General features: G+C 64.6%; 14 protein-coding genes and 1 pseudogene. 7 read left to right on the top strand and 8 right to left on the bottom strand.

The genetic code is table 11. The features are described from left to right. The first annotated feature begins 241 nt into the window (after positions 1-241). Positions 242-1,591, top strand: coding sequence for a tRNA uridine-5-carboxymethylaminomethyl(34) synthesis GTPase MnmE (gene mnmE / locus BLR66_RS16215; RefSeq protein ID WP_093289419.1), 1,350 nt, complete (start codon positions 242-244; stop codon positions 1,589-1,591). An 82-nt stretch (positions 1,592-1,673) separates the two neighbouring features. Next, a complete protein-coding gene (locus BLR66_RS16210) occupies positions 1,674-2,678 on the top strand; it encodes an energy transducer TonB (RefSeq protein WP_093289415.1) in 1,005 nt (334 codons plus the stop codon). A 385-nt stretch (positions 2,679-3,063) separates the two neighbouring features. On the opposite strand, the gene BLR66_RS16205 is transcribed toward BLR66_RS16210, so the two are convergent. From BLR66_RS16205 to BLR66_RS16185, 5 genes and pseudogenes are all read right to left on the bottom strand, one after another. Continuing rightward, positions 3,064-3,390, bottom strand: coding sequence for a hypothetical protein (locus BLR66_RS16205; protein WP_093289412.1), 327 nt, complete (start codon positions 3,388-3,390; stop codon positions 3,064-3,066). 103 nt (positions 3,391-3,493) lie between these two features. Beyond that, positions 3,494-4,675 carry an ABC transporter permease gene (locus BLR66_RS16200; RefSeq protein WP_093289409.1) on the bottom strand — a complete coding sequence of 394 codons (1,182 nt, stop codon included), beginning with the start codon at positions 4,673-4,675 and terminating at the stop codon, positions 3,494-3,496. Then, positions 4,672-5,418, bottom strand: a complete 747-nt coding sequence (locus BLR66_RS16195; protein ID WP_093289407.1) for an ABC transporter ATP-binding protein — start codon at positions 5,416-5,418, stop codon at positions 4,672-4,674. Before BLR66_RS16195 ends, BLR66_RS16200 begins: the two co-directional genes overlap by 4 nt. Positions 5,419-5,572: 154 nt before the next feature. Continuing rightward, the gene (locus tag BLR66_RS16190) at positions 5,573-7,039 is read right to left on the bottom strand and encodes an alpha/beta hydrolase (RefSeq protein WP_093289404.1); all 1,467 of its coding nucleotides are present in this window, start codon (positions 7,037-7,039) and stop codon (positions 5,573-5,575) included. 118 nt (positions 7,040-7,157) lie between these two features. Continuing rightward, positions 7,158-7,977: pseudogene (locus tag BLR66_RS16185) on the bottom strand (FAD-binding oxidoreductase). Positions 7,978-8,012: 35 nt separating this feature from the next. Between BLR66_RS16185 and BLR66_RS16180 the strand changes: the two are divergent. The 3 genes from BLR66_RS16180 to panE all read left to right on the top strand — a co-directional run bounded on the left by BLR66_RS16180 (position 8,013) and on the right by panE (position 10,996). Beyond that, on the top strand, positions 8,013-8,984 hold the full coding sequence (locus BLR66_RS16180) for an ABC transporter ATP-binding protein (RefSeq protein WP_093289401.1): 972 nt from the start codon (positions 8,013-8,015) through the stop codon (positions 8,982-8,984). A gap of 172 nt (positions 8,985-9,156) precedes the next feature. After that, entirely contained in the window at positions 9,157-9,951 is a 795-nt protein-coding gene (locus BLR66_RS16175) for an ABC transporter permease (RefSeq protein WP_093289399.1), read from the top strand. Positions 9,952-10,057: 106 nt separating this feature from the next. After that, on the top strand, positions 10,058-10,996 hold the full coding sequence (panE, locus tag BLR66_RS16170; RefSeq protein ID WP_093289396.1) for a 2-dehydropantoate 2-reductase: 939 nt from the start codon (positions 10,058-10,060) through the stop codon (positions 10,994-10,996). 4 nt (positions 10,997-11,000) lie between these two features. Here panE and BLR66_RS16165 read toward each other — a convergent pair whose 3' ends face one another. Further along, positions 11,001-12,983 (bottom strand): winged helix-turn-helix domain-containing protein, encoded by a 1,983-nt coding sequence (locus tag BLR66_RS16165; RefSeq protein ID WP_093289393.1) that lies wholly within the window; start codon positions 12,981-12,983, stop codon positions 11,001-11,003. A gap of 190 nt (positions 12,984-13,173) precedes the next feature. On the opposite strand from BLR66_RS16165, the gene BLR66_RS16160 reads away from it, so the two are divergent. Both BLR66_RS16160 and BLR66_RS16155 read left to right on the top strand, forming a co-directional pair. Continuing rightward, complete coding sequence (locus BLR66_RS16160; RefSeq protein ID WP_093289390.1) at positions 13,174-13,491, top strand: hypothetical protein; 318 nt, start codon at positions 13,174-13,176, stop codon at positions 13,489-13,491. 25 nt (positions 13,492-13,516) lie between these two features. Continuing rightward, on the top strand, positions 13,517-13,981 hold the full coding sequence (locus tag BLR66_RS16155; RefSeq protein ID WP_176943923.1) for a nuclear transport factor 2 family protein: 465 nt from the start codon (positions 13,517-13,519) through the stop codon (positions 13,979-13,981). Between the two features lie 69 nt (positions 13,982-14,050). Here BLR66_RS16155 and BLR66_RS16150 read toward each other — a convergent pair whose 3' ends face one another. Beyond that, the gene (locus BLR66_RS16150; RefSeq protein ID WP_093289385.1) at positions 14,051-14,839 is read right to left on the bottom strand and encodes a TatD family hydrolase; all 789 of its coding nucleotides are present in this window, start codon (positions 14,837-14,839) and stop codon (positions 14,051-14,053) included. Positions 14,840-15,012: 173 nt separating this feature from the next. Further along, the gene (locus BLR66_RS16145; RefSeq protein ID WP_093289381.1) at positions 15,013-16,770 is read right to left on the bottom strand and encodes an endonuclease; all 1,758 of its coding nucleotides are present in this window, start codon (positions 16,768-16,770) and stop codon (positions 15,013-15,015) included. Positions 16,771-16,808: the final 38 nt, after the last annotated feature.

Raw genomic sequence — 16,808 nt, 5'->3', positions numbered from 1 at the left:
GAGAATCCCACTCCACGCATCCGTTCGTGGTGAGCCTGTCGAACCACGCTCCTGGCGGTAACCAGTCGAAAGCCAGCGCTTGGTTTTCACTCGAAAAGCATGGTTCGACAGGCTCACCACGAACGGGACTCCTGGAAATCAGGGCCAACGGGATTCTTGGAAGCTTCGCCGCGAAAGCGTTGGTTGAACCGGATTTGATTCGAGAATATGCAAGACTCCGCTCCATGAATTCCGCAGGCCGATGAACAACGCCAACCACAGCACCGACACCATCGTCGCTGTCGCCACCGCGCCGGGCGCGGGCGGCGTCGGCATCGTGCGCCTGTCGGGGCCACACTCGCTTGCGATCGCCGAAAACATCTGCGGACGAAGCCTGCAGCCGCGCCACGCGCATCATGTGCGTTTTTCCGAACACGACGGCGAAATCATCGATGACGGCCTGGCGCTGTCCTTTCCCGCGCCCAACAGCTTCACTGGCGAAGACGTGGTCGAGCTGCAGGCCCACGGCAGTCCGGTAGTGCTGCAGCAACTGGTGATGCGCGCCTGTTCGCTGGGCGCCCGACATGCGCGCCCGGGCGAATTCAGCGAGCGCGCTTTTCTCAACGACCGACTCGATCTGGCCCAGGCTGAAGCCATCGCCGACCTGATCGCCGCTTCCGACACGCGCGCTGCGCGCGCTGCACGGCGCGCGCTGGAGGGCGTGTTCTCGCAACGCGTGGAGGCCATCGCCGACAGTTTCTCGGCCTTGCGCGTGCATGTGGAGGCGGCCATCGACTTCGCCGACGAGTCCATCGACACGCTGGGTGGCCCGGCGGTGCGCGAAAAGCTCGCGGCCACGCAGGCCGACCTGTCGCACCTGCTGGCCGACGCCGAACGCGGCCGCAAACTGCGCGACGGCCTGCATGCGGTGATCGTGGGTCCGCCCAACGCCGGCAAGAGCTCGTTGCTCAATGCGCTGGCCGGCGGCGACCGCGCCATCGTCACCGACATTCCCGGCACCACCCGCGATGTCCTGCGCGAAACCATGCGCCTGGATGGTCTGGAACTGACGCTGGTGGACACCGCGGGCTTGCGCGAGGGGGGCGATGCCATCGAACGCGAGGGCATGCGCCGCGCCCGGGCCGAACTGGAAACCGCCGACCTGGCCCTGGTGGTGCTGGATGCGCGCGACCCCGCCGCCGGGCTGGCGGCGGTGGAAGGCGTGCTGGCGACAGTGCCGCTGCGCCTGCTGATCCACAACAAAAGCGATCTGCTGGCTGCGCCGCCCACGGACAACGAGACCACGGTGCATGTCTCGGCCAAGGACGGTCGGGGTCTGGAAACGCTGCATGCCCGTTTGCGCTCGCTGGCCATGGGAAACACCCAGCAAGCCGGCGCCGGCGAGTTCTCTGCGCGCGCCCGCCATGTAGACGCGCTGCGCAGGGCGCAGGAACATGCGGATACGGCAAAGCGTGAACTGGATCACGAAAGGCTGGAGCTGGCCGCCGAAGAATTAAGGCTGTCCCACGAAGCCTTGGGCGAAATCACCGGGAGGATTTCGCCGGATGACATGCTGGGCCGCATTTTCTCGACTTTCTGCATCGGCAAGTGAGCAAGCCGACGAATGCGATGGCATGCTTCATGCTTGGCTGGTAAGGGGTTTTTTTCGATTGTTTGTCTTGGGGAGTAAACGAATGTCTGTTGCCACGATTTCAAAGAGGTCGCGCTGGGTCGCACTGTCGCTGATGGTCGCCCTTGCCGCCTGTTCCAAGGACGAGCAAGCCGGCACGGAAGCGACCACCGCAGCACCGGCCGCCGCGCCGGCCGCCGCTCCACCCGCACCGGCCGTTTCGGCGCAGGTTCAGGCGATGAGCGCCGAGCAGCTGCGCGAAGCCGCCACCAAGGCGCTGAGCGAGAACCGTATCTACGCCCCGGGCGGGGACAACGCCATGGAGTACTACCTGGCGCTGCGCGACAAATTGCCCAGTGACCCGGCCGTGACCAGCGCATTGACCGATCTGATGCCCTATACGCTGATCGCTACCGAACAAAGCATCGGCCGCGAGGACTTCCTCGAGGCGCAGCGCCTTTCTGCGCTGCTCGAAAAAGCCGATCCCAAAGCCCCGGCCCTGCCGCGCCTGAAGCAGACCATTGCCAATGCGCAGCTGGCGGTCGCAGCGCGCGCCGAGACCGAGAAGACCAAGGAAGTCACCGCTGCCGAGACCAAGGCGCTGGAAGAGCAGCGTCTGGCGCAACAGGCCGAACAGCAGCGGGCCGCCGCCGCCGCCCTGGCGACGCAGCAACAGCAGGACGCAGCGCGTGCGGCGGAAGCCGAGCGTGTTGCCGCCGCCCAGCGTGAAGCGGCCCAGCGCGAAGCCGCCGCCCGCACTACCACCCCGGCCTCGACCGCAACGGCGGCGCCCGCGGCTGCACGGCCGGCCGCCAGCACGTCGCTGAAGGTGGTCAGTTCGCCCTCGCCGCGGTACCCGCCCGAAGCGCTGCGCGCCGGCACCGCCGGTGAAGTGCTGGTGGAGATCACCATCGGCACCGACGGTTCGGTGACCAATGCGCGCGTGGTGCGCGCCACGCCGCCGCGCGTGTTCGATCGCGAAGCCTTGAATGCGGTACGCCGCTGGAAGTTCGAACCCATCGACGCGCCGACCACCACGCGCCGCACGCTGGCGTTCAATCCGGGTTGAATTGCAAAGCAATCGTTGACGGAAGGCCGGCGCAAGCCGGCCTTCTTGTTTTAGCCGGAAGTTCTGTACAGAAATCGCACGAAGCGCGATGCCGGGTACGGGCTGGAAATGAAGAAGGCCGGTTCTAAAATTAAAGACCGTCATCCCGGCGAATGCCGGGACCCAACTAACAGCGATTGAAGTGGTTGGTCAGCGGTGGGAAATGATCTGTGCACGCCCTGTCATTACGCATGAACAACGTACGTGCCGGTCAATTTCTCACGGCGCACGTTCCGACATTGCATCAACTGGAAGTTGGGTCCCGGCATTCGCCGGGATGACGGTTGTTTCCTTTCTTTTCTTCAGGGAAACCATCCAGGCGGTCCATTTCCTTTTCGACGCAAGCTCAGTCGCAGAAGGCAGCCAGGCCTGCACCCCTGACCAATGCCGCCTCGAAGAGGCTGCGCATCGCCTCAAACGCCTCCAGCGCCTCGCGGTTGCCGCCGAGTTCGCTCACGTTGGCCGTGAATATCTTCATGAGCGTGGCGACCTGGGCAGGCTGCAGAAAGGAATCCTCGAAGTATCTGAGACCTGCGCCGGCCAGGCTGCCCTTGTCGAACAAAAACGCCAGCGAGCGGTGGGCATCGAGATCGATGGAGCCCGCCAGTTCAAGGCCGCTGGGATCGTCGGGCATATCGGTGGTGGATGGATCTGTGTAGTAAATGTCCAGCACGGCTAGTCCAAGGTTCGAACGGTTCCGTCTTCGTTGACGGTGGCGCGGTGGCGTTTGAATTGACCGCCGCGCAATCCCTCGGGTTGCTTTTGTTGGAGTGGGCTCAACCCGAGATGGCCAAACGCTCCTGCTGGTAACGACGCGTCGCCGCGAACCACAGGATCGCCGCCAAGCCGAAACCCGTTGCCAGGTAGACCGCCCATTGCTGCGCGGTGATGACTTCGCCGCGCACCACTTTCAGGATCAGCTGGTTCTGAGCCAGGAAAGGCACCGCGAACTGCCAGAGCTGGGTCTTCACCGGGTTCACCATCAGCACGATGGTCGGCAGCATCGGCAGCAGCATCAGCCAGGTCATGTGGCTCTGCGCTTCCTTCATGCTCTTGGCCGCGGCGGCCAGGTAGGTCAGCAGGGTGGTGCCGATGAACACCATCGGCATCAGGATCAGCAGCAGCTTGCCGATGGCCATGAAGCTGACTTCCATCTGCCGGCCGACCGATGGCGACAGCAGCGCCCCCAGCTTGAACGCGAGCAGGGTGAGCAACAGCGAAATCAAGGCGATCACGCACGCCGCCGCGATCTTGCCGCTGACGATGGCGCCGCGCGGCGCGGGCGTGGCCAGCAAGGGCTCCAGCGATTGGCGCTCGCGCTCGCCGGCGGTCGCATCCAGGATCAGGGAAACGCCGCCCAGGAAGGCGCTGATGATCAGGAAATAGGGAAGGATGAAGGACAGCACGCGCCCGCGTTGCGCTTCGGGCGTGGCCAGGTCGGTTTTCCGTATCTGGATGGCGCTGGCCGCGCCGGGGCTGACGCCGCGTGCGAGCAGGCGCAGCGAACCGGCTTGTCCGCCATAGGCGGACAACAATCCTTGCAGGCGACGCACCGGGATTTCGGCATCCTGGCGGGTGCTGTCCTGGATGATCTCCAGCGGTGCCGGCAGGCTTTTGCGCCATTGCTCCGGAAATTCGGGACCGATCCGCAGGACCACGTCTTCTTCCTGGCTTGCGATGGCCGCATTGATGTCTTTCGGCGGCGCCTTGATCGTCACGTTCTGGCCCTCCAGCCAGGCGATCAGGTTGGGCGCATGTTCGCGGCCGACCACAGGCAGTTCTAACGGTTTTTCGATCTGGCTACGGGCGCGGCTTTCGCCCAGTGTGCCCAGGCCGATGATCAGCAGGGGAGTGAGCAACGGGCTGAGCCCCAGGGCCAGCAGCAAGGTGCGGCGGTCGCGGAACAGGTCGCGCAATTCCTTGCGCATCACGGTCATCAAGGCACGGAAAGATTTCATGCGAGCAGTCCTTCTTCCGAGCCGATGGCTTTCACGAACGCGTCTTCCAGGTTCTCTTCGCCGGTCAACGCGCGCAGTTCGTCGGCGGTGCCCGAGGCCACCACCTGGCCGCGCGCGATGATCACGATGCGGTCGCACAGCGCAGCGACCTCTTGCATGATGTGGCTGGAGAAGACCACGCAGCGCCCTTCGGCGCGCAATTGCTTGAGAAATTCGCGCAGGCCGCGCGTGGTCATCACGTCCAGGCCGTTGGTGGGCTCGTCCAGGATCACGTTGCCCGGATCGTGGACAAGCGCGCGTGCGATCGCGGTCTTGGTGCGCTGGCCTTGCGAAAATCCTTCAGTGCGACGATCAATGAAGTCCTGCATGTTCAGCGCGCGCACCAGACTGTCGGTTCGCGTGGCGATGGTGGCCGCATCCAGGCCGTGCAATTCGCCGAAATAGGCGATGTTCTCGCGTGCGGTCAGGCGCTTGTATACGCCGCGCGCATCCGGCAACACGCCCAGCGCGCGTCTTACCGCTTCGGCTTCGCTGGCCGTGTCGTGGCCGTCCACCAGCACGCGCCCGCTGTCGGGCTTCATCAGCGTGTACAGCATGCGCAAGGTGGTGGTCTTGCCGGCGCCGTTGGGACCCAGAAGACCGGTGATCTCGCCATCGCGCGCTTCGAAACTCACGCCGTCAACGGCTTTGACCACCGTCTTGGCGGCGGTGAAGGACTTATGCAGCGCCTGTACTTGGATCATGGCGACACCGGGAATGGGGATTCGGGATTGGGGATTTGGGATTGGGGAAAAGCCCCGATCCTTGCCGCATGCGATGCAACCACCATGAAAGATGTCCTCCGTTTTTGCCGTTCCGAATCCCCAATCCCCAATCCCGAATCCCCATTCCCGGCACTCATGGTTCCCATCCATAAAAGCCGGTGAAGGGCGGTGTGTAGGCCAACTTGGCCAAACACTTGGCGTCGAGCCTCCTGGCGTCTGCGCTGTCGATGAACTGAGCCATCAGCCTGGGCATGCAGCCGACGCCGATCACGTTGTGGCCCTGGCCGCGCAGCACCAGATGGCGTCCGTTCGCAAGCGGCTTGACCACTGCCTCGCCGTAGCGCGGCGGGGTCACCGGATCGAACTCGCCGGACAACAGCAAGGCAGGCACGGCGGTCTTCAGCGGCGCACGGAAACCCGCCGGACGCGTGCCTTTCGGCCAGACCGCGCATTGGGCGACCAGATAATCCGCGAGATCGTTGCCGAGCAGAGTGCCTTCGTCGGCCGGGTCGGCTTTTAGTTCGCTGCCGTCCTCGCTGCAGATCACCGAAAGCTGCATGCCCATGGTGATGCTTTCGGACATCTGGTCGCCCAGCATCTTCGACAGCGCCATCAGCGCGTCGTAACGTCCGTTGGCCGCTTCGTTCAACTGCAAGGGCAGCAGCGACGAGGCCAGCGGCATGTACGCGTACATGCGCACCAAGCCCGCGACCAGCGCGGGCGTCAATTTTTCCTGCTTGCTTTCGCCGGTAATGCCGTCGCGATAGGCCACCAAGGGCGGATCGGATTCCAGCTTGGCCATCAGTGCGCGTAGCTTCGCGCGCGGGTCGCCCATGCGTTGCAGACAGGCTGAAGTCTTGGCGCAGAGTGCGAACTGCAGATCCAGCGCCTCTTCCAGGTTGCGCGCGAACTCGTTGCCCAGCACCAGCGAATTGGGCGCCACGCTGTCCAGCACGATCGTGCGCGTGCTGGCCGGATACTTCGCCGCGTACTGCTGGGCCACGCGCGTGCCGTAAGAGATGCCGACCAGATTGATCTTCTCGGCGCCGATTGCCTTGCGCACCGCGTCCAGGTCCTGGATCGCTTCGGTGGTGGTGTAGAAGCGCGGATCGGCGCGCTTGGACAGTGCGGCCAGGCAGCGCTTGGTGTAGTCGGTGGCAGCCTGCGGCGTGGGCAGTTCGGTTTCATCGAACGGCTCCTTGCAGCTCAGCGCATTGGAACCACCCGTGCCGCGCTGGTCCACCAAGATGATGTGGCGTTTCTTGCGGGTCTCGGCGAAGGCATTGGCGGTTTGCGGGTAGCTTTCCAGCGCCGATTGGCCCGGTCCGCCGGCGAGCATGAAGACCGGATCCGGCTCGGCGGCATCGTCCTTGTCGGCGGGTATCCACGCGATCTTCAGGCCGATCTTGCGGCCCGCCGGGCTGGCCGGATTTTCCGGCACCTGCAACGTAGCGCACTGCGCGGGCAACGCCTCGTCGGAAAACGGCGTGCTCAGCGAGCAGGTCTTGAACTCCAGGGAGCCCAGCTTGCGCGCCTGCGCGTCGGGGGCGCAGGCCAGGGCCAACAGAGCAACAGCGGCGGCAATCTGTATTCGACGCATGGCGTCTCCGGTGAGCGGTCTCTTCCAGACCCTATGTTGTCACGACGGAGAGCGGCGGCGGATGTGACCAAAGGCAGGGCATGGGTTTTTCCTTCTCCCACCGGGAGAAGGAAAAGCGTCACTTCGACGAAACGTACTTCTCCCGCCGGATCTGCGGAATCGGCAGTCCGTCGGCCTTCAGCGATTCGAAGCACGCATCCACCATGTTGGGATTGCCGCACAGGTAGGCGATGTCGGTTTGCGGGTTGGGCGAGAACTCGGCCAGGAATTGCTGCACGTAACCGCGGCGCACATCGGGGTGGGGGTTGTCCGGCAGCTCGCGGGAGAAGCAGGGCACGAAGCGGAACTGCGGGTGCTTGTCGGCGAAGGCGCGGAAATCCTCGCCGTACAGCAATTCCTCGGGCGTGCGCGCGCCGAACAGCAGCACCACCTCGATGCCGCGCTCGGCGATCAGCTTTTCCACCAGCGGCAGCATGGCGCGGTAAGGGGTGACGCCGGTGCCGGTGCCGATGAACAGATAGCGCCTGTTGGCGTCGCCCGGCATCAGGCAGAAGCGCCCGTACGGGCCGCTGGCGTCGATCTGGCCACCGGTCTCCAGCCCTTCGAACAGCGCGGTGGCCGCACCGCCGGCCACGTAACTGACGGCGATTTCGACGGTTTCGCCGGCGCCCAGGGCATGGTCGTGGATGGTGGCCAGCGAATAGCTGCGCTTGGTGGCGGTGCCATCGGCGTAGCTGAAATGCACCTGGATGAACTGGCCCGGGATGAAATCCAAGGGAAGCCCGTCGCCGCGTACGAATACGTAGTGGCCGACGGAGGGCGCCAGCATGCGGCGTTCTACCAACTTGAGCGGGAAATGGACGATGGCCAAGGTTCGGAACCGGAACAGTCTGGTGCCGGGGCCGGCCCGACGGGACGCCTATAATAAGCGTTTGCATACTTCAGGCGCCCGGCGGGCGCCGTAAGGTCCTACATGGTTTCCCAAGCTGCACCTGCCGCCAATGCGGCCGCGCTCTCCATCACCGACTTGCGCAAGACCTACGACACCGGCGTGCAGGCGCTCAAGGGCGTCTCGCTGCAGGTCGCTCCGGGCGATTTCTTCGCCCTGCTGGGCCCCAATGGCGCCGGCAAGTCCACCTTGATCGGGATCGTCAGCTCGCTGGTCAACAAGAGCGCCGGGGAAGTGGAAGTATTCGGCGTCAATCTGTCCAAGGACCGCGACGGCGCCATGCGCCTGCTCGGCCTGGTGCCGCAGGAGCTGAACTTCAACATGTTCGAGAAGCCCATCGACATCCTGGTCAACTACGCCGGTTTCTACGGAATTCCGCGGGCCGAGGCGCTGGTGCGGGCCGAAGAGGAACTCAAGCGCGCCCAGCTGTGGGACAAGGCCACCAGCATGTCGCGCACTCTGTCCGGTGGCATGAAGCGCCGGCTGATGATCGCCCGCGCCATGATGACCCGTCCGCGCCTGCTGATCCTGGACGAACCCACCGCCGGCGTGGACATCGAGATCCGCCGCGGCATGTGGAAGACGCTGAAGGAAATCAATACTGCCGGCACCACCATCATCCTGACCACGCATTACCTGGAAGAAGCCGAGAGCCTGTGCCGCAACGTGGCCATCATCGACCGCGGCACCATCGTCGAGCAGGGGCCGATGCGCGCGTTGCTGGCCAAGCTGGATGTGGAAGGATTCGTGTTCGACATCGATGGCGTGTTGCCTTCGCAATTGCCGGCGATCGAAGGGACCACGCTGGTCGCCACCGACGACCATACTTTGGACTTGGACATGCCGCGGGCGATGGATCTCAACCGTGTGTTCGCAGCGTTGGGCGAGGCGGGTATCCGCGTGCGTTCGATGCGGACCAAGAGCAATCGGTTGGAAGAATTGTTCGTGCGGTTGACCGGCGATGAAGCGGCGGCGAAGCGGGAACAAGCGGCATGATTAATCCCCTCCCTTGCGAAGCAGGGGAGGGCTAGGGAGGGGTGCTTTTGATTTTGCTGTTGTTGTTGCTTTGAGAAGAGCTAAAGGCAAGATCAAGAGCACCCCTCCCCAACCCTCCCCTGCTTCGCAAGGGAGGGGGCAAGAGCAAACGCAAGAGATGCTGAGATAGAGAATGACCCAAGCCGTTGCCACCACCTCACTGCAAAAGAACTTCGTCGCCCTCGGCACCATCGTGCGCCGCGAGATCATGCGCATCCTGCGCATCTGGGGGCAGACCCTGGTGCCGCCGGCGATCACCATGACTTTGTACTTCCTGATCTTCGGCGGGCTGATCGGTTCGCGCATCGGCGACATGGGCGGCTACAGCTACATGGAGTTCATCGTGCCCGGGTTGGTGATGATGAGCGTCATCCAGAACAGCTACGGCAACATCTCCTCCAGTTTCTTCGGCGCCAAGTTCGGCCGCCATATCGAGGAATTGCTGGTCAGCCCGATGCCCAACTGGGTGATCCTGGGCGGCTACGTGGCCGGCGCGGTGCTGCGCGGGCTGATGGTCGGCAGCATCGTGCTGGTGATCGCCATGTTCTTCACCAAGGTGCGCATCCCGCATCCTTTCATCACCCTGACCACGGTGCTGCTGGGCGCCACCATCTTCTCGCTGGCCGGCTTCATCAACGCGGTGTATGCGAAGAAGTTCGACGACGTGGCCATCGTGCCGACCTTCATCCTCACCCCACTGACTTACCTGGGCGGCGTGTTCTATTCGGTCAAGCTGCTGCCGCCGTGGGCCGAGGCCGCTACCCACGCCAATCCCATCTTCTACATGGTCAATGCGTTCCGCTACGGCCTGCTGGGCACCAGCGATGTGCCGGTGTGGGTGGCGTACGCGTTGATGCTGAGCTTCGTGGGCGGGTTGGGCGCCTTGGGTCTGTGGTTGTTGAAGCGCGGCGTAGGTCTGCGCAGCTAGCGGCCTGTAGAGCCGAGCTTGCTCGGCTGCCCTTCGCGGGGACTCAGGTCTTTGCGTGTTAAAGAGCAGCCGAGCAAGCTCGGCTCTACAAAGCGAGGAGCATTGCATGCGAGTCCTGGTGTTGGGAGCGGGCGGAACCGGAGGCTACTTCGGTGGTCGACTGGCGCAATCCGGAGCGGACGTGACTTTTCTCGTGCGCTCTGCGCGCGCGCTGCAACTGGAGCGCAACGGGCTGCAGATCCGCAGCCCGCTCGGCGATGCGGATTTTCCGGTCGCGTACGTCGTCGCCGAAAATCTGAAGCCGCTGGCGGCCGAAAAGCCATTCGATCTGGTGTTGCTCAGCTGCAAGGCCTACGACCTGGACAGCTCGCTCGACGCCATCGCTCCTGCGGTTGGCCCGCAAACCACGGTCATGCCCATCCTCAACGGTCTGCTGCACTATGCGGCGTTGGACACGCGCTTCGGACGCGAACGTGTGCTGGGCGGGTTGTGCTTCATCAGCGCGACGAAAGGACCCGATGGCGAAGTGTTGCATCTGGGCAAGCCGGCCTCGATCACCTTCGGCGAACGCGAAGGCGATGCCGACAGCCAGCGTGTACGCGACTTCGCGCTGCTCTGCGAACGAGCCGGGCTGGATCATCTCGCTGCCGCGGACATCAACCAGCAGCTCTGGATCAAATACAGCTTCCTCGCCACGCTGGCTGCAGGGACCTGCCTGATGCGCGCCAGCGTGGGGCGCATTGTGGCAGGCGAGGGCGGTGCCGACTTCATGCATGCGTTGTATCGCGAATGCGCGGCGGTAGCCGAAGCGGCCGGCCAAGCCGTTCCAGAAACCGCGCAGGCCACGGCGCTGGCCACGCTCACGCAATCCGATTCGCCGGTGAAGGCGTCGATGCTGCGCGACCTGGAGGCAGGACAGAAAGTGGAAGCAGCGCACATCGTCGGCGACATGCTGCATCGCGCGCAGCAGGCGCAACAGCAGGCGCCGCTGTTGGCGGCGGCGTGGTGCCACCTGCAGGCTTACGAAGCGGGACTGATCGCGTAATCCGTCAATCGCAAACGGCACCCTCGTCCTGCGGGCGGCATTGCTCAGGAAAACCGTGCTTCTTCCAGTAGGCCAGAATGCCGTTGTCGCGCAGATAATCCTGGAAGGCAGGATCGCGACGCAGATAGGCCAGGTCCTTGGTCCACAGCAACAGGTCCCAGCTCGAATACGAGCGCTCGCGCAGCACGTCGAGTTTGTGGATCAGTTCGGCGGCGTGGTTGCCGGCGTCGGGCATCAGCACGCGATTGAAGTTCAGCAGCCCGGTCTTCGCTTCGAACGTACGCATCTCGGCCTCGGCCTGCGGCCAAAACGACGGATCGACCAGCGCGCGAGAGCTGGCGACGTAGGACGCCTTGAGTCGTCCGGCTTCGGTATCGCGCAGGGCCTCGTTGCCCAAATCCTGCTCGGCGATGCGTACGGCGGCGGCGTAGTCTTTGCGCCAGACCGCGTTGAACCAACGCCCGTAGACGGCGAAGATATCGCTGCGCTCGAACTGCGCACGCGCGTCTTCGTGCCGTCCCAGAGTGTCGAGGATACGGCCCAGGGTAAAGCGTTTGCCTGGATTGATGGGATCGCGCGCCACGTCCTCGCGCACTATCGCCTCGGCTTGCTGCAGGTAACCGAGTTGCGACATTGTCATGGCTTGCTGGTAGCGGGCCGGATAGAAGTTCGGTGCCAGCGTGGTGGTTTTCGCCAGCAAAGCCAGACAAGGCTCCCATCGGTTGTCGCGGCATGCCGCGGTGGCCTGCAGGAAGTAAGGTTCGGGCAGGGACGGATCCAGCCGCTGGGTGATGGCGGCTTCCTGCATGGCCTCGGCGCGCAGCGCGGCGGCCAGATGCGGGCGCCGGTAGGCGCGCGTACCCAGTGCTGAGGCCAGTCCCGCATGGGCGCGCGCATCGTCCGGACGCTCACGGATCAATGCGCGGAATTCGGCTTCCGCCGGTTCGACCGTTCTATCGACGGCGCCTTGTCGGCTGCGCAGCAAGGCTTGCGCGGCCAGATAGCGGCGCAGAAATTCGGCATCGCCGCTTTTCGCCGTTGATCCTGCCGTCAGGCCCATCTTCAAGGTGAGTGAAGTCGCCACGGCCTGCGCGATCTCGCGCTGAAGGGCCAGTACTTCGGTGGCATCGCGGTCGAAATCCCTGGCCCATAGCGCGCGGCCGCTGCCGGCCTCGATCAGGCGCAGGCGAATGCGCAGGTGCTGTCCGGCCTGTTGCAGGCTGCCTTCCAGGGCATGGGTGATGCCCAGGCGCTGGGTCAGTCGGGTCGGGTCGGTGGATTCGGCCGCGGCAATCACGGTGGACTCGCGCGCGATCACGCGCAGACCGTCGATCTGCGCCAGCGTGCCGATCAATTCTTCGCCCAGGCCGTCGGCAAGTTCGCGGCCGGCACCGTCGTTGCCGATGGCTTTGAGAGGCATCACCACCAGGGTCGGCATAGTGGCCGGCCCGGCTTTCGGAGCGGGGGAAACCGGGGGCGGAGAAGACGCATCACGCCACCAGGCCAGCACTGCCGCCAACAACGCCGCCACGACCACGGCAATCAGCCAAAGACGACGCTTGCCGCTCGGTGCCGGGATTGCGCCCGAGCCGTCAACCTCCAGAGCGCGACGATCGGATTGGACACGCCGCTCTTCCTGCAGCGTCACGGAATCGGCCGCCTCCTCCCGCGCAGGCAGGTCGAAACGATACCCCGTGCCATGCAGGGTATGCAGCAGGCGCGGATGCTGCGCGTCTTCGCCCAGCGCATGCCGCAGCAGGGTCACCACCCGGTTCAGTACACCCGGGGTGACATGGCGATGACCCCAGACCGCATCCAGGATGTCGTCGCGGGTAAAGACCTGCCCGGGCGCGCACGCCAGCAAGGACAGCACGGCGAAGGCCTTGGGCTCCAGCGGCTGCTCGGCGCCACCGCGCAACAAGCGGCGGCCGGCGAAATCGATCACCACATCGTCGAAGGCTAGATTGGCCGGTTGGGGTGGGGGCATGGCGGGTATTGTCGAAAAAACCCTGTGCTTTCAAGCATACGCGCAAAGCCCATTGGCCCGGCCTAAGCATTCCCCAAGCTTTTCCGACAAAGCATCTGCGCAGCCTGCGGGCGTCCTCAAGACCGGCCGGCGTGGCGGCAGGAAGCTGGCGACGCCGGGAACGACCCGGTTCACCGCCAAGGAAACCGCCATGAACATCCGCACCTGCCTCACCCTTCTGTCCCTGTCCTCCTCCTTCGGCATCGCTTCCACCCATGCGACCGAAGTGCCTGTTGGCGAAGCCAGCATCGTGGTCGATTGCGCCAAACCGGCCCTGCCCAGCCAGCGCGAAGTCGGCGAGACAACCGGTCAGTACAACTTCAGCCAGGTCTATGCCACCCGCGCCCGCCTGATGTCCGAAGCCCGCCGCGCCTGCCAGCGCGAGGGCGTAACGCGGGTTCGGCTGGTGATGGAGCCATCCGTACGCGAATCCACCCGCACGGTCGCGCAGACGAATGCTTCGCGGTGAAGTCCATGCCACCCAGGAGAATCCCATGATCGAGTTCACCTCCCTGGTGAAATCGGCAGCGGTTGTGGTTGCGCTGTGGCTCGCCCCGACTGCCCCTGGTGTTGCTCAATCTGCCGGAGAGAGCGGGAAGGAACTGCTCAGGATCCAGGACGAATGGGCGGCGGCGCGGGTCAAGCGCGATGTCGCGTATCTCGAGCGCCTGTACGCCAAAGAATTCCGCGTCCATTCCATGAATGGCTCGGTCGTAAGCCGCGAGGCCGATATCGGAGTATTCGCTTCGGGAGAACTGAAGCCGGATCGAGTCGAAGACCAGGACATGGAAGTCTCCGTGTACGGCGACACGGCATTGGTGACCGGTATCGAGAACGTGGCCGGCACCTACAAGGGAAATTACGGCGCCATGGCGCTGCGCTTCCTCAACGTATTCGTGCGCCGTGACGGGCACTGGCAGCTGGTCATTCACCAGTCGACCCCGGTGCCGAAGGAATGACGCCTGTAGGTCGGGGCTACGTCCCCGACGCTCTGAAAATTGGCCGAGCGTCGGGGACGTAGCCCCGACCTACGGCAGGCGGAAGAACTCGCGCGCGTTTGCCGTGGTTATCGCCGCCGTGGTCGCCACGTCCTCGCCGCGATCGCGCGCCAGCTCTTCCACGATGTGAGCCAGGTACCTGGGTTCATTGCGGTGGTGCGAAGGCTTTGGCTTGACCGTGCGCGGCAGCAGGTAGGGCGCGTCGGTTTCGATCATCAGCCGGTTGGCGGGAATGCTCTTCACCAGCTCGCGCAGGTGCAGGCCGCGGCGCTCGTCGCATAGCCAGCCGGTGATGCCGATGTGCCAGTCGCGGTCCAGGTAATCGAACATTTCCTCGCGGGTGCCGGTGAAGCAATGCACCACCGCCGGCCCGATCCGCCCCTCGAAGTTCTTCATTACCGCCATGAAATCGGCGTGCGCGTCGCGCTGGTGCAGGAACAGCGGCTTGCCGTTCTCCGAAGCAAGCTGTAGCTGGCGCTCGAATGCTTTGCGCTGGGCCGGGCGCGGGGAAAAGTCGCGGAAGTAATCCAGGCCGCATTCGCCCACCGCCACCACTTGCGGATGCGCGTGCAGGGTGCGCATCTCAGCGTCGCATTCGTCGGTGTATTCCAGCGCGTGATGCGGGTGCACGCCGGCGGTGGCGAACAAAAAGCCCGGGTGCGCCTGAGCCAACGCCAGCGCCTTGGGCGAATGCTCGCGGCTGGCGCCGGTGATCACCATCTGCACGATCCCGGCATCGCGCGCGCGCTGCAGAACCGCGTCGCGGTCGGGGTCGAAACTGTCATGGGTGAGGTTGGCGCCGATGTCGATAAGTTGCATGCGGCGAAGTTTAGAGGGTGTGGCGAGCTTTGGGTTTCTCTTCCCGATTCTGGGGAGAATGGCCAAGTTCTTCGCGAAAAGCCGGGCCCTCACCCTGCGCTTCGCGCTCCCCTCCCAGCCTTGCACACCCTTCGGGCGCCGCAAAGCGGGAGAGGGGTTTTCGTCAGTGGCGATCAGTTCAACTGGCAGGTTGCGGGTTTGGACGAGGTGAACAAAGCATTGGTCGCCCACTCGGGATGATCGATGAACGGGTTGCGATTGCCCTGGAAGCTGTAGATCACCTCGTTGCGCTCCTGCTCGGCCGCATCCGGCGGATCGGCCTGATGCCATGCCAGCAGCGTGGAGAGCAGACCCATGTAAGCGGGCGAGGCGGAAGTGATGACGATCAGGCTGCGGTTGTCGGTCAGTTCCAGATCCGGCTCGGACTGGCCGGTGCCCGGATGGGTGCCGCCTTCGTAGCGGATCGCCATGTACAGCACGGCGCGGGCGATGTCGCCGCGGCGATGGCCCCAGGTTTCGAACGAGCCGCTGTTGCCGTCCGGACCCTTGAACCAATTGCCGTTGCCCGGGTAGGTCCCGCTGCCGCCGCCGAAGCCGTTGTTCGCTTCGGTGGCGCGCTCGCTGCAGCCGGACGACTGCGCACAGGCCGCATACGGCTTGTTGCCGCGATCGGAGTTGTAGCCGGTGTCGCTGAGATACAGCATGTGGGTGTCGGTGTACGGCGCATACGGCAGGCCCAGATCGCCGGTGGCGCTGCCGAAGCCGAGCGAGTTGGGCCAGGTATGCTCGCGGTTGTAGGTGATGCCGCTGCCGGTGCCCGCGCGCTCGCTGCCCTTGAGGTAGCTGCGGTTGCGGTAGACGTCGAGGATGCGGCCGGCGTTGTTGGGGTCTTCGTCGGCGATCTCCAGGATGGTCCAGGTGTTGGTGGTGCCGCCGCTGTACGGATACGCGGTGTGGCCCTTGATGGTGGCGTGCAGCGAGCAGCGCAGTTGCTGTGCGCTGCTGGCGTTGACGTGCGAATAGTAGTCGCCACCGCCGCCGCCGCCGGCGACGCTGAAATCGATCGCCGTGTCCTGCGCGGGATGCGCGCCGCCGGCATCAGAGACTTTGCTGGCCACTACGCGGAAGGCGCAGCTTTCGCCGCCGTACAGCGCGGTATTGGTGGAAATCAGAAAGGCGCTGCCGGAGCTTGCATGGCTCAACGGCACATTGCCCGAAGTACCGCAGACCAGGGTGAAGGCGCCGCTGGCCAGGGTTACCGATTCGCTGAAGCCGACCGAAAGATCGCCCGCGGCGGGAAAGCCGGTCGCACCCTGGGCAGGATTGGTGCTGGTCACTGCCGGCGGCGGATTGGGCGCCGAAAAACTCTGGTTGTTGTTGCAGCCGCCGAAAGTCTGCGTAGCCGAACTGCGCCAGGTGAAATTGGCCAGGGCGCCGCTGCCGCCCAGTTGCAGCGAAGTGCCGGCGGCGGTGCTGCCGGTTTCCGACACCGGCAGGTTGCTGCTGGTGAGGCCTGCGGCCGGGCCGTTGCTGGCGGTGATGGCGCCTTCGTAGCTCAGGAACTGGACCACGGCGCCGCTGCCGTTGACCAGCGCCAGGCCATCGTTGCTGCCGTTCTGGATGCCGTTGCTGGGATAGCTGAGCGTGGCGATGCGCACGCTGCCGCCGCAGTTCACCAGGCTGCCGGCGGGCACCAGATCGTTGTCGTAAGTGGTCGCAGAGCCCGGCGAGGAGCCGTTGTACAGATAGATGCGGTAGGCGCCGAGGCTTTCGCCGGCAGTGGCCACCACCTCGATGCGTTCGCCGACATCGCCGCTGGCGGTGGCGTCGTCGTAATGCAATTCGTTGATGAAGACCTCGGCGTGGGCGTGGCCGCACAGCGGCAGCAGAGCGAGGGCGAGCAGGTGGGAAAAAGCGGACTTAGACGACATCGGCGAATCCTTTCGAAGGGGTCTGTCCGGAATCTAGC

Source organism: Pseudoxanthomonas sp. CF125 (assembly GCF_900104085.1).
In the GTDB taxonomy this organism is placed as follows: Bacteria; Pseudomonadota; Gammaproteobacteria; order Xanthomonadales; family Xanthomonadaceae; genus Pseudoxanthomonas_A.
The sequence above is the reverse complement of the archived record's forward strand: the minus strand, read 5'-3'. Positions and strand labels throughout refer to the sequence as shown.

Coding starts and splice junctions, on each gene's coding strand:
- mnmE (WP_093289419.1), top strand. CDS start 242: ATGAACAACGCCAACCACAGCACCGACACCATCGTCGCTGTCGCCACC.
- BLR66_RS16210 (WP_093289415.1), top strand. CDS start 1,674: ATGTCTGTTGCCACGATTTCAAAGAGGTCGCGCTGGGTCGCACTGTCG.
- BLR66_RS16200 (WP_093289409.1), bottom strand. CDS start 4,675: ATGAAATCTTTCCGTGCCTTGATGACCGTGATGCGCAAGGAATTGCGC.
- BLR66_RS16195 (WP_093289407.1), bottom strand. CDS start 5,418: ATGATCCAAGTACAGGCGCTGCATAAGTCCTTCACCGCCGCCAAGACG.
- BLR66_RS16190 (WP_093289404.1), bottom strand. CDS start 7,039: ATGCGTCGAATACAGATTGCCGCCGCTGTTGCTCTGTTGGCCCTGGCC.
- BLR66_RS16180 (WP_093289401.1), top strand. CDS start 8,013: ATGGTTTCCCAAGCTGCACCTGCCGCCAATGCGGCCGCGCTCTCCATC.
- BLR66_RS16175 (WP_093289399.1), top strand. CDS start 9,157: ATGACCCAAGCCGTTGCCACCACCTCACTGCAAAAGAACTTCGTCGCC.
- panE (WP_093289396.1), top strand. CDS start 10,058: ATGCGAGTCCTGGTGTTGGGAGCGGGCGGAACCGGAGGCTACTTCGGT.
- BLR66_RS16165 (WP_093289393.1), bottom strand. CDS start 12,983: ATGCCCCCACCCCAACCGGCCAATCTAGCCTTCGACGATGTGGTGATC.
- BLR66_RS16160 (WP_093289390.1), top strand. CDS start 13,174: ATGAACATCCGCACCTGCCTCACCCTTCTGTCCCTGTCCTCCTCCTTC.
- BLR66_RS16155 (WP_176943923.1), top strand. CDS start 13,517: ATGATCGAGTTCACCTCCCTGGTGAAATCGGCAGCGGTTGTGGTTGCG.
- BLR66_RS16150 (WP_093289385.1), bottom strand. CDS start 14,839: ATGCAACTTATCGACATCGGCGCCAACCTCACCCATGACAGTTTCGAC.
- BLR66_RS16145 (WP_093289381.1), bottom strand. CDS start 16,770: ATGTCGTCTAAGTCCGCTTTTTCCCACCTGCTCGCCCTCGCTCTGCTG.